Genomic DNA, 12,145 nt, shown 5'->3' with positions numbered 1-12,145 from the left:
GCGACCAGCTGACGCGGTCGCTCTCCGCTCTTGCAATCTCGGCGGGGTTGTTGAACGCTGGCTGAAAAGAAGAACATTCGGGAGGGGAAGGCATGAGCCGTGCGCTCGCCGTCTTCCACGGCAGGTTCGGCCGGGCGACGGTTTATCAGTTGAACCGCCCTTTCAATATCCACGCCCATCGTGAAGGTCATCTGATCTTCCATGTCGGCGGCATGCCGGCATGCATCGATGTCTGCGACGGACATTATGATCTCAACGACTCCTCCGTTGTCGCCGTCAATCCCTGGGAGCCACACAACTTCCTGCCGACCGATCTCGATGGCGGCGCCATCTTCTTCGTGCTCTACGTCAATGCCGAATGGTTTGCGCCCGATGCGTCGGGCACCGACCGCATGCGTTTCGGCCGGACCCAGTTCAAGCGCACGCCGGCGCTCGACAAGCACATCAGGCGAACCGCTGCGCTCGTGTGCGGCGCACCATCACTCTCGAGTCTCGATTGCGAGCTGCGGAGGCTGATCGACATCTGCTACGACGAAAGCTGGCAGCAGGCCGAGATCGTGCGGGACCCGCGCGCAGGCGGCTCCGTGACCGACTTCCGCGTGCGCAAGTGTATCAAGATGATGTCCGAGAGCCCCGGCGCCGAGATCGAGCTCGACACCATTGCACGCGAATCCGGCCTGTCGCGGCCGCATTTCTACCGGCTGTTCCGCGTCCAGACCGGGGTGACGCCAAACCTCTATCTCAACACGCTGATCATGGAACAAGCGCTCGAAGCGCTGGTGGCCAGCGAAACGCCGATCGCCGACATCGGCTTCGATCTCGGCTTCTCCTCGCAGAGCGGTTTCACCCGCTTCTTCGCCGCCAATGTCGGGATGGCACCGACTGATTATCGTCGCGCAGCCAAGGTTTTGCGCGCCTGACAGCTGCACGAAAAGATACTCACGATCAAACGTCGCCCTCGCCGCCCGGCTAGGATGTGGGCAACGCGATCCCGAGATGATCGCGACCGACGGGAGCGCACGTCCATGGCAAGGCCTGCAGCCGCTATAGGGCTGTCCGACCTGCATTCAACGAACCTTCGGCGTGGCGCCCGGACGAGCGGACCGCGCATATGAGCCGTTTCATCGAACGCCATCCCGCTTGGGCGCTGATCACCATCATTGCCATTGCCGTCGCGCTCTGGCTGGTCTTCGCGGTCTGGCCGCCGGGCCTGGAGGAGGCGATCGGGCGCAAGCGCGTCTTCCTCAACGCCGTCTTCAACGGCATCACGCTCGGGGGCCTCTACTTCCTCGTCGCCAGCGGCTTCACGTTGATCTTCGGCCTGATGCGCAACGTCAACCTCGCACATGGCTCGCTCTATCTGTTCGGCGGCTATGTCGGCTACGCCATCAGCACATCGACCGGATCCTGGCTGCTCAGCTTCATCGTCGCCTTCATCCTGACCGCCCTGGTCGGCGTCCTGCTCCAGGTGATCGTGTTCCGGCGCATGGAAGGCCAGGACCTCAGGCAGACCATGGTGACGATCGGTCTGTCGATCGTGTTTGCCGACCTCATGCTCTGGGCCTGCGGCGGCGATTTCTACCAGATCCAGACCCCGAGTTGGCTGATCGGACCCGTGGACCTGCCGCTGGTCACGGCGGTGAAATCCTCGGGCGAGCCGGTCTATCTCCGATACCCGCTGGTCCGGCTCGTAATCCTTGCCGCCTCCGTGGTCATCGGCGTGGCGATGTGGCTCGCGCTCAACCGCACCCGGATCGGCATGATCATCCGCGCCGGCGTCGACGACCGCGATATCCTGGCCGCGACCGGTGTGCGCATCCAGCTCGTCTTCGTGCTGGTGTTCGCCTTCGGCGCGGGACTTGCCGGTATAGCCGGCGTGGTCGGCGGAACGTTCCAGTCATTGTCGCCGGGCGAGGACATCCGCTTCCTGCTGGCCTCCCTCGTGGTCGTGATCGTCGGCGGCATGGGCTCGATTCCCGGTGCGGCACTCGGCGCGCTGATCATCGGCCTCGCCGAGCAGCTCGGCTCGGTCTACATCCCGACCTATGCCATCGTCGTGACCTTCCTGATCATGGTGCTGGTGCTGGCGATCCGGCCGCAGGGCCTGTTGGCGAGGCGCTGAGATGTCGCTCGCCCACGATGCCCGCGTTACCGTTCGTCCCGCTGCCGGAACGCAGCGGCCCGCGCGGACATGGCCGGAGATCGACAATCCTGCCGCCTGGGTCGTCGCGGCCATCCTCCTGATCATGCCGCTGATCGCCAACGGCTTCTTCCTGATCGAGATCTTCGCGACCACGCTGATCCTCGGCATCATGGCGCTGAGCCTGATGTTCCTCGCCGGCTATGGCGGCATGGTCAGCCTGATGCAGCTCACCATCGCGGGCTTCTCGGCCTACATGGTCGCCGTGTTCGGGGTGAGCGGCAACGCCAATATCAGCCTGGGCTGGCCGTGGTGGCTCGCGGTCCCGATGGCGCTGACGCTGGCGACCGCCTTCGGCACGCTCGGCGGAGCACTCGCGGTGCGCACCGAAGGCATCTACACCATCATGATCACGCTCGCGATTGGAGCTGCCTTCTACTATTTCACCAACCAGAACTGGGCGATCTTCAACGGCCATACCGGCATCAACAACGTGGCGACGCCTCACTTCTGGGGCGTGAACTGGCGCGCCGACATCCCCTTCTACTATTTGGCGCTCGCGGTTGCCGCGCTCTGCTATTTCGCGGTCGAATATGTCTCGCGCGCCCCGTTCGGCCTCGCGCTCCAGGGCGTGCGCGACAATCCGCGGCGCATGGCCGCCCTGGGCTTCAACGTCAACGCCCATCGCGTCGCCGCCTATGCTTTCGCGTCCTTCGTGGCCGCGCTCGCCGGCGTCCTCCAGGTCTGGAACTATCGCCAGATCTCGCCGGGCTCGGTCAGCGTCGGCGCCTGCATCGACGTGCTGATCATCGCCGTGGTCGGCGGGATCACCCGCCCGATCGGTCCCTTCATCGGCGCGCTGATCTTCGTGCTGCTGCGCACCTTCGCGCTCGACTTCCTGGTCAGGCTCGGCCTCGACGGCAACCGTTTCCGTCTGCTGATCGGGCTCGGCTTCCTCGCCATCGTGTTCTGGTCATCGGATGGCGTCGTCGGCCTGTGGCAGCGCTGGCGCCAGAGTCAGCGTCCCCGCACAGACCGCCCAGACGGAGGGCGCCGCCATGGATAGCGTCGCCCAGCGCCTCTCCGCCGTCGGTGCCAGTGCCGCGCTCGAGCTGCGCGGCGTGACGCGGCTGTTCGGCGCGCTTGCGGCGCTGACGGACGTCACCATCACAGTGCGTCCGGGCGAGCGGCGCGCCGTGCTCGGCTCCAACGGTGCCGGCAAGACCACGCTGTTCAACTGCATCACCGGCGATTTCCCGCCCTCCTCCGGTACCATCCGCTTCTTCGGCGAGGACGTCACGCACTTTCCTCCCTATGAACGCATCCGCCGCGGTCTGCGCCGCACCTACCAGATCTCGGCGCTGTTCCCCGGCCTCACCGTGCAGGACAACGTCTATCTCGCCTGCCGTGGCGTCTCACGCGGGCGCTTCTCGTTACTGCGTCCGGGTCAGAACGACGCCCTGATGCATGCCGCCGACAACCTCGTCCAGGCCGTGCATCTGTCCGCCGTGAAGGACCAGCTCGTCGCCGAACTCGCACACGGCCAACAGCGCCAACTCGAGATTGCGCTCGCGCTGGCCGGCGCACCGCGCTTCGTCCTGTTCGACGAGCCGGCCGCGGGCCTGTCGCCGACCGAGCGGGCCGAGCTGATCGAGATCCTGACCTCCCTGCCTGCGCATATCGGCTACATCATCATCGAGCACGACATGGACGTGGCGCTGCGGGTCGTCGAGAGCGTCACGATGATGCACAACGGGCGCGTCTTTAAGGAGGGCCTACCGCAGGAGATTCAGTCCGATCCCGAGGTGCAGGAGCTCTATCTCGGAGGCGGCCATGAATGAGGCCCGCCGTTCTTCCCCTGCACTCGAGGTCCGCGGCCTCGACGTCTATTACGGCCACTCGCACGCGCTGCAAGGCGTCGATCTCACGCTGGAAAGCGGCGTGTTCTCCGTCGTCGGCCGCAACGGCATGGGCAAGACCACGCTGTGCAAGGCGATCATGGGGCTGGTCGGCGTGAGCGGCGGATCGATCCGCGTCCGCGGTGAGGACGTCACGCGGCGGCCGCCGGCCCAGATCGCGCGGCTCGGCGTCGGCTATGTGCCGCAGGGGCGCCGTCTCTGGCGTTCGCTCAGCGTCGAAGAGCATTTGCGGCTCGCCGGCGGCATGCGCTCCGGCGCCTGGACCGTCGAGCGCATCTACGACACCTTCCCGCGGCTCGCCGAACGCAAGGGCCACGGCGGCGGCCAGCTCTCCGGCGGCGAGCAGCAGATGCTGGCGATCTCGCGCGCGCTGCTCACCAATCCACATCTCTTGATCATGGACGAGCCGACCGAGGGCCTTGCGCCCGTCATCGTGGCGCAAGTCGAGGAGATGCTGCTGCGGCTGGGCGAGGATGGCGACATGTCCGTGCTCGTGATCGAGCAGAACATCGGCGTCGCGACCGCCATCTCACGCAACGTTGCGATCATGGTCAACGGCCGCGTCAACCGCATCATCGACTCCGGTCGCCTCGCCGCCGACCGCGAGCTGCAGCAGCGCCTGCTGGGCGTCGGGCTTCACGCCGAGCTTGAGCCGGATATCGACATACCCGCCCCGGCTGCCGGCTCGAAGCCAGCGCCGGCGCCACGCCGCGACGGCCCTGTCCGCATCTACGTCTCCAACCCCGTGCCGCCGACGCGATGGTCGCAGCCTGTGCCGATCGCCCGCATCGAGGCGGCGGCCCGCACGCGCTCGACAGAGGTCACGCGGCTGGAGGAGACGACGCGGCGCAGGCGCGAGCCGGCGGCGGCGCAGATCGCGGGCCCGCCCGTCGTGCTGGTCGTCGGTACGCTCGATACCAAGGGCCAGGAATTGCGCTTCATTCGCGACGTTATCGCAGCAACCGGACTTCGCACGCGGCTGGTCGACGTTTCGACCAGTGGCAAGCATTCCAGCTGCGATGTCTCCGCGCAGGAGATTGCCCTGAACCATGGCCGCGGCGGATCCGCCGTATTCGGCACCGACCGCGGCGCCGCTGTGACCGCGATGGCCGATGCTTTCGCCAACTGGCTGCGGCGACAGGGCAACATCGCCGGCGTGATCTCGGCCGGCGGTTCGGGCGCAGCGTCGCTGGTTGCGCCCGGCATGCGCACCCTTCCCGTCGGTCTACCCAAGCTCATCATCTCCTCCATCGCCTCCGGCGATGTCGGGCCCTATGTCGGCCCTGCCGACATCACCATGATGTACTCGGTCACCGACGTTCAGGGGCTGAACGCGATCTCACGCGCGGTGCTGGCCAATGGCGCCAATGCCCTCGCGGGCATGGTCAAGGCACGGCTCGACGAACGCGCCGCATCAGCACGCGAGACCGGCAGCCTGCCCGCCGTCGGCATCACCATGTTCGGCGTCACCACGCCGGCGGTGCAGAAGATCGCGGCCGAGCTGCACAATGATTTCGAATGCCTGGTCTTCCACGCTACCGGCGTCGGCGGCCGCTCCATGGAAAAGCTCGTCGAGTCCGGTCAGCTCGCCGGCGTCATCGACCTCACGACGACCGAGATCTGCGACCTGCTGATGGGCGGCGTGTTTCCGGCGACGGAAGATCGCTTCGGCGCGATCATCCGCAGCCGGCTGCCTTATGTCGGCTCGGTCGGCGCACTGGACATGGTCAATTTCGGCGCGCCCGACACCATTCCCGAACGTTACCGCGGGCGCAAGTTCCACGTCCACAATCCACAGGTCACGTTGATGCGGACCACGGCCGAAGAGAACGAGCGCATGGGCCGCTGGATCGCCGAGCGGCTCAACCAGATGGACGGCCCTGTCCGCTTCTTCCTGCCCGAAGGCGGTGTCTCCGCGCTCGATGCGCAAAGCCAGCCGTTCTGGGATCCGGACGCCGACGCCGCGCTGTTCCGCACGCTGGAGCGCGACGTGCGCCAGACCGGCAACCGCCAGCTCATTCGCACGCCTAAGAACATCAACGATCCCGACTTCGCCGCCGCCGTCGTCAGTGCGTTCCGAACGCTGTTCGGCCGCACCGGCACGCGGCGGAGACTAGCGAGGTGACCGATGGCCAGGTTTGAACGCGCAGCCCTCCTGAAGAAGTTCCGCGACATGGCAAGGCGCGGCGAGCCGATCGTCGGTGGCGGCGCCGGCACCGGCCTGTCGGCCAAATGCGAGGAGGCCGGCGGCGTCGATCTTATCGTCATCTACAATTCCGGCCGCTATCGCATGGCCGGGCGCGGCTCGCTCGCCGGCCTGATGGCGTATGGCGATGCCAACGCCATCGTGCTGGAGATGGCCGGTGAAGTGCTCCCGGTGGTGGACCAGACGCCGGTCCTTGCCGGCGTCAACGGCACCGATCCGTTCCGCGACATGGACGCGTTTCTCGACCAGCTGAAGGCGCTCGGATTTTCGGGCGTCCAGAACTTTCCGACGGTCGGCCTGATCGACGGCACCTTCCGCGCCAATCTCGAGGAGACCGGCATGTCCTATGCGCTCGAGATCGACATGATCGCCAAGGCGCACGACAAGGACATGCTGACGACCCCTTACGTGTTCAGCGAGAAGGAGGCCGCCGCGATGGCGATCGCCGGTGCCGACATCATCGTCTGCCACATGGGCCTGACGACCGGCGGCACGATCGGCGCGCAAACCGCCGTGAGGCTCCAGGACTGCCCCGCGCGGATCGACACCTGGGCCACCGCTGCGCTCAGCGTCAATCCGGACATCCTGGTGCTGGCCCATGGCGGCCCGATCGCGGATCCCGCCGATGCCGATTTCATCATGAAGAACACCCGTCATTGCCACGGCTTCTACGGCGCCTCCTCGATGGAGCGACTGCCCGTGGAACGGGCGCTGACGGAGCAGGTCCGTCAATTCAAGGCGATCGGCGCGCGGTAACGCCGAGAGGTTCGAGGGAGGGAAAGATGTCAGGGATGCTGGTCGGTGAATTGATCCTCTGGCTGATCGTCGCGATCGTCGTGGTCGTGGTTGGCGTCTATATCGTGAACTGGCTCTACCACCGCTCCTCCAAGGAGACGTCGTTCGTCAGGACCGGATTCCTCGGCGAACGCGTGGTGATCAATGGCGGCGCCTTCGTGCTGCCGTTCATTCACGACTACACGCCGGTCAACATGAACGTGCTGCCGATGGGCATCGTGCGTTCGAGGCAGGACGCCGTGATCACCCGCGACCGCATGCGGGTCGACATCGAGGCCGACTTCTACGTTCGGGTGCAGCCGACCCGCGAGGCCGTCTCGATCGCCGCAGCCACGCTCGGCCGCCGCACCATGGAGCCGGAGCAGCTGCATGCCCTCCTCGCCGGCAAATTCATCTCCGCGATCCGATCGGTCGCCTCCGAAATGACCATGGAGGAGATGCACGAGCGGCGCGGCGACTATGTCGCACGCGTCAAGACCAATGCGGCAGAGGCGCTCGCCCAGAACGGCCTCGAGCTCGAATCCGTCGCGATCACCGACCTCGACCAAACCGACCTCGAGTTCTTCAATCCCTCGAACCGATTCGACGCCGAAGGCCTGACGCGCCTGATGGAGGACATCGAGGCGAAGCGGAAGCTGCGCAACGACATCGAGCAGGACTCGATGATCAAGATCCGCTCCCGCAATTTGGAGGCCGAGCGGCAGGCGCTGGAAATCGAGCGCGAGAGCGAGACCGCGCGCCTCGAGCAGGAACGCGACATCGAGATGCGCCGCGCGCTTCAGCGCACGGAAGTGGCCCGCGAACGCGCACTGCGCGAGACCGAGGCCGAGCAGGCGCAGATTTCCGCGCGCGAAGCCATCGAGCGCGCCCGCATTGCCAATGACCAGGCGATCGCCGAGGCCCGTATCGCCTCGGAGCGTGAGACCCGCCAGAAGGAAATCGAGCGGACCCGCACCATCGAGGAGAAGGAACTGCTTGCGCGCGAAGAGATCGAGAAGACCCGGATCGCCAACCAACGCTCGATCGACACCACCCGCATCGCCTCGGAACGGGAGGTGCGCCAGCGCGAGATCGAGCGGATGCGCACGGTCGAGGAGGCCGAGATCGCCGCGCGCGAAGCCATCGAGAAGGCCCGGATCCAGCAGGACCGCGTTGTCACCGATGCCCGCATCGCCAATGAGGAAGAGACACGCCGCCGCGAGATCGAGCGCACCCGTGCCGTGGACGAGGCCGAGATTGCCGCCCGCGAAGCCACTGAAAAAGCCCGCATCGCCCAGACCTTGATCGTCAATGTCGAGCGCATCTCCTCGGACGAGCGCACCCGCGCGCTGGAAATCCAGCAGGTGCGCACCATCCAGGAAGCCGAGATCGAGGCGCAGCGCGCGGTCGAGGCCGCCCGCATCGCGCGCGAGCGGACGCTCGCCGCCGAGCGCATCGCCGCCGAGCAGAACACCCGGCAGCTGGAGATCGAGCGCAACCAGACGCTCGATGTCGCCGGCATCGCGGCCCGTGAAGCAACGGAAGCCAGCCGCATCGCCCAGGAGGAGCGTGTGCGTTCGCTGGAGATCGCCCGCAACCGTGCCGTCGAGGAGGCCGACATCGCCTCGCGCGAGGCGATCGAGGCAGCCCGCATCGCCCAGGAGAAGGCGGTCGCGGCCGAGCGCATCCAGGCCGAGCGCGATACGCGTTCGCTCGAAATCGAGCGGACCGGCATATTGGAGGCGGCCGAGCTGAAGCGACGCGACGCCATCGAGCGCCAGCGCATTACGGTCGATCTTGCGCTCGAAGCCGAGCGCATCAACTCCTCCAAGAAGCGCGAGGTGCTCAACATCGAGCAAAAGAAGGCCATCGAGATCGCGGACGAGGACCGCGTCATCGCCCTCTCTACCAAGCGCTCCGAACGCATCGATGCCGATCGCCAGGTCAAGCAGGCCGAGATCGTCGCGCGCAAGGAGGTCGAGACCACCGACGTCTCACGCGAACAGGCACTCGAAGCGGCCCGCATCGAGCGGCGGCGTGCGATCGAGCAGCTCGAGGTTGCTCGCGTCCAGTCACTCCAGGAGGCGGAAATCGCAGCGCGCGAAGAAGTCGAGCGCGCCCGCATCGCCTCCGACCGCGGGCTGGACGAGGCCCGTATCGGCCGCGAACGCGAGCTGCGCAAGCTCGAGGTCAATCGCGAGAAGGACGTCGAGACGGTGCTGATGGAGAAAGCGATCGCCATCCATCAGAAGTCGCTGGAAGAGTCGGCCGCGCGCGCTGCGGCTGAGGAGGCACGGATGCGGGCGACGGAAGCGGCCGAGCGTGTCGTCACCGCACGCGAGAGCGAGATCGCAAAGCGTCGCAAGACCGTCGAGGTGCTGCTGGCCGAGAAGCAGGCCGAGGAAACCCGCATCGCGGCCGAGGCCGAGCGGGTGCGCGCCGCGGTCGAGGCCGAAGCGCAGCGGATGCTCAACGAGGCCGAGAACGTGCTGACCGATCAGGCCCGCTACTCGCTATTCCGCCGCAAGCTGCTCGACCGCATTGAAGGCATCGTGCGCGAGAGCGTCAAGCCGATGGAGAAGATCGAGGGTATCCGCATCCTCCAGGTCGACGGCCTCAACGGCAACGGACATGGCGGTGGCAATGGCGGCCGCAGCGCCACCGACGAGGTGATCGACTCCGCCCTGCGCTACCGCGTCCAGGCACCACTGATCGATTCCATCCTGTCGGACATCGGCGTCGAAGGCGGTAGCCTCGCGAAAATGCCGGGTTTGATCCGCGAAGCCCGCGACATGCAGGGCATCAAGGAGTCCACGCGCAAGAGCGGCGGTGGCGACAAGCCGGCCGCCTCCCCGCCCTCTGCCGAGGGCGAACCGCCGGCCGAGCGTGGTCCGCGGAAGAAGAGCTGAGGTCGAGATCATGGCCCGCGTCTACGTCTCCACCGTCGTCAACGCCCGCAACGATCGCGTCTGGGCGCGGGTGCGCGATTTCAACGGCCTGCCGAACTGGCACCCGGCGATCGCCGAGAGCCGGATCGAGGGTGGCGAGCCCTCCGACAAGATCGGTTGTGTGCGAGATTTTCGCCTGCGCAACGGCGACCGCATCCGCGAAAAGCTGCTCGGCCTCTCCGACTACGACATGTTCTGCACCTATTCGATCCTGGAATCGCCGATGGGAGTCGAAAACTACGTTGCGACGCTGCGGCTCACTCCCGTGACCGATGGCGACCAGACTTTCATGGAATGGACCGCGGAGTTCGACTGCGCGCCGGAGCGCGAGACCGAGCTCGTCAACAACATCGGCGGCGGCGTGTTCCAAGGCGGCTTCGACGCGCTGAAGCGTGTGTTTGGAGGCTAGCCGTGCCGCATGTCGTCAAGAGCACGATCCTGAACGCGCCGAGCGACGCGGTGTGGGACGTGTTGCGCGATTTCAACGGGCATGACCGCTGGCATCCGGCGGTCGCGACCTCCTGCATCGAGCGCGCGCAGTCCGCCGACAAGATCGGCTGCGTCAGGCGGTTCAAGCTGAAGGACGGCTCCGAGCTGCGCGAGCAATTGCTGGCCCTGTCCGACCTCGAACAGACCTTCAGCTATTGCCTGCTCGATACGCCGATCCCGATGTTCAACTACGTCGCCCATGTCCGCCTGCTGCCCGTGACCGACGGCGACCGCACCTTCTGGCACTGGGAGTCGCGATTCACGACCAGATCCGAGGACCGGGACCGCATCAACCACATGGTCGCGGAAGATATCTATCAGGCCGGGTTCGAAGCGATCCGCCGGCATCTGAAGGAGGCCAAATAACATGGCCGTGACGGTAAAGACCTTTGCGAATGCGAGCGAGGCGGCAGGAGCGCTGTCCTCGGACCGTAGCGCGCGCTACCTCGGCGGCGGCACGCTGGTGATGCGGGCGCTGAACGAAGGCGATGTCTCGATCTCCACGATCGTTCGCGCGCAGGATCAGGCGCTGACCCGGATCGATGCCTCCGGCCCGCGCGTGACGCTGGGCGCCGGCGTCACCTTCGCGCGCGTGCTCGCCGAGCGCGACCTCGCCTTCCTGCACGCCCCTGCCCGCTCGATCGGCGGTCCCGCCTTACGCAACATGGGAACGGTTGGCGGCAATCTGTTTGCGCCAACTCCTTACGGCGATTTCACCGTGGCGCTGCTGGCGCTCGACGCCACCATCGCGGTGCAAGGCGGTTTCGGCGCGCGCGACATCCCGATCGAAGAGTTCTTGCAGGGGCGCGACCGGCAGGCCGGCACGCTGGTGCTGTCGGTCTCGTGCACCCGGCCGGCCAGCGCAGACGCCTTCCGTTATCGCAAGATCGCGCGCATCAAGCCGAAGGGCGGCGCGGTGATCACGCTGGCTGCACATGTGCCCGTCAGCGGTGGACGGATCGCGGGCGCGCGGATCGCGCTGGGCTCGATGGCCCCGACACAGATCCGCGCCCGCGCCGCCGAGCGCGCGCTCGAGGGCCGCTCGCTGGATGCCGCGACGATCGCGGCCGCCGCATCGGCGGCAACCGAAGGAACATCGCCATCCGACAACGCGCTCGGCAGCGCCTGGTACCGCCGCGAGATCGTCGGCGTGCATCTGCGGCGCCTGCTGTCGGGACAGGAATAGACCGCCATGTCGAAGGTCCCCCTGCAATTTCGTCACAATGGCCGCGACGTCGCGATCTTCGTTGATGGTGGCACCAATCTGCTCGTGGCGCTGCGCGAGCTGATCGGCGACATGACACCGAAATTCGGCTGCGGCCAGGGCGGCTGCGGCACCTGCAGCGTGCTTGTTGACGGCGAGCTGCACCTGTCCTGCCTGACACTGGCCGAAACGGTCGCGGGCCGCTCGGTCGAAACGCTCGACGGCATGAAGCAGGGCCCGAACCTGCATCCGCTGCAGCGCGCCTTTGCCGACCATTTCGCCGCCCAGTGCGGCTATTGCACGCCGGGCATGCTGATGGCCGCCAAGGCGCTGCTCGACCGCAACCCCGCGCCGAGCCGCGACGAGGTCGTCGAAGCCATCTCCGGCAACATCTGCCGCTGCACCGGCTACGAGCCGATCATCAACGCCATCCTCGCCGCCGCAGGCGGCCGGGTCAGCGCGTAA

At 66.6% G+C, this 12,145-nt stretch carries 11 protein-coding genes; all 11 read left to right on the top strand.

Translation table 11 applies throughout. From position 1 onward, the window contains the following. Positions 1 to 92: 92 nt before the first annotated feature. The 11 genes from JQ603_RS09015 (at position 93) to JQ603_RS08965 (ending at position 12,145) form a co-directional block, all read left to right on the top strand. The gene (locus JQ603_RS09015) at positions 93 to 920 is read left to right on the top strand and encodes a helix-turn-helix domain-containing protein (RefSeq protein WP_212338415.1); all 828 of its coding nucleotides are present in this window, start codon (positions 93 to 95) and stop codon (positions 918 to 920) included. Positions 921 to 1,111: 191 nt separating this feature from the next. Continuing rightward, on the top strand, positions 1,112 to 2,122 hold the full coding sequence (locus JQ603_RS09010; protein WP_212338414.1) for a branched-chain amino acid ABC transporter permease: 1,011 nt from the start codon (positions 1,112 to 1,114) through the stop codon (positions 2,120 to 2,122). A gap of 1 nt (position 2,123) precedes the next feature. Further along, entirely contained in the window at positions 2,124 to 3,206 is a 1,083-nt protein-coding gene (locus JQ603_RS09005; RefSeq protein WP_212338413.1) for a branched-chain amino acid ABC transporter permease, read from the top strand. Continuing rightward, complete coding sequence (locus JQ603_RS09000) at positions 3,199 to 3,981, top strand: ABC transporter ATP-binding protein (RefSeq protein ID WP_212338411.1); 783 nt, start codon at positions 3,199 to 3,201, stop codon at positions 3,979 to 3,981. Before JQ603_RS09005 ends, JQ603_RS09000 begins: the two co-directional genes overlap by 8 nt. Further along, a complete protein-coding gene (locus JQ603_RS08995; protein WP_212338409.1) occupies positions 3,974 to 6,184 on the top strand; it encodes an ABC transporter permease in 2,211 nt (736 codons plus the stop codon). Before JQ603_RS09000 ends, JQ603_RS08995 begins: the two co-directional genes overlap by 8 nt. A 3-nt stretch (positions 6,185 to 6,187) precedes the next feature. Next, positions 6,188 to 7,021: a phosphoenolpyruvate hydrolase family protein gene (locus JQ603_RS08990; RefSeq protein WP_212338406.1), complete on the top strand. Its 834-nt coding sequence runs from the start codon at positions 6,188 to 6,190 to the stop codon at positions 7,019 to 7,021. Between the two features lie 26 nt (positions 7,022 to 7,047). Beyond that, positions 7,048 to 9,948, top strand: a complete 2,901-nt coding sequence (locus tag JQ603_RS08985) for a flotillin family protein (protein ID WP_212338403.1) — start codon at positions 7,048 to 7,050, stop codon at positions 9,946 to 9,948. Positions 9,949 to 9,958: 10 nt separating this feature from the next. After that, positions 9,959 to 10,396 carry an SRPBCC family protein gene (locus tag JQ603_RS08980; RefSeq protein WP_011086163.1) on the top strand — a complete coding sequence of 146 codons (438 nt, stop codon included), beginning with the start codon at positions 9,959 to 9,961 and terminating at the stop codon, positions 10,394 to 10,396. Positions 10,397 to 10,398: 2 nt separating this feature from the next. Continuing rightward, positions 10,399 to 10,842 (top strand): SRPBCC family protein, encoded by a 444-nt coding sequence (locus tag JQ603_RS08975; protein WP_212338401.1) that lies wholly within the window; start codon positions 10,399 to 10,401, stop codon positions 10,840 to 10,842. 1 nt (position 10,843) lies between these two features. Beyond that, complete coding sequence (locus JQ603_RS08970; protein ID WP_212338399.1) at positions 10,844 to 11,662, top strand: FAD binding domain-containing protein; 819 nt, start codon at positions 10,844 to 10,846, stop codon at positions 11,660 to 11,662. Between the two features lie 6 nt (positions 11,663 to 11,668). After that, positions 11,669 to 12,145: a (2Fe-2S)-binding protein gene (locus JQ603_RS08965; RefSeq protein ID WP_212338397.1), complete on the top strand. Its 477-nt coding sequence runs from the start codon at positions 11,669 to 11,671 to the stop codon at positions 12,143 to 12,145.

The sequence above is a fragment of the Bradyrhizobium liaoningense genome, assembly GCF_018130825.1.
In the GTDB taxonomy this organism is placed as follows: Bacteria; Pseudomonadota; Alphaproteobacteria; order Rhizobiales; family Xanthobacteraceae; genus Bradyrhizobium; species Bradyrhizobium liaoningense_B.
Note: the sequence above shows the minus strand (reverse complement) of the source record. Positions and strands in the feature narration are given on the sequence as shown.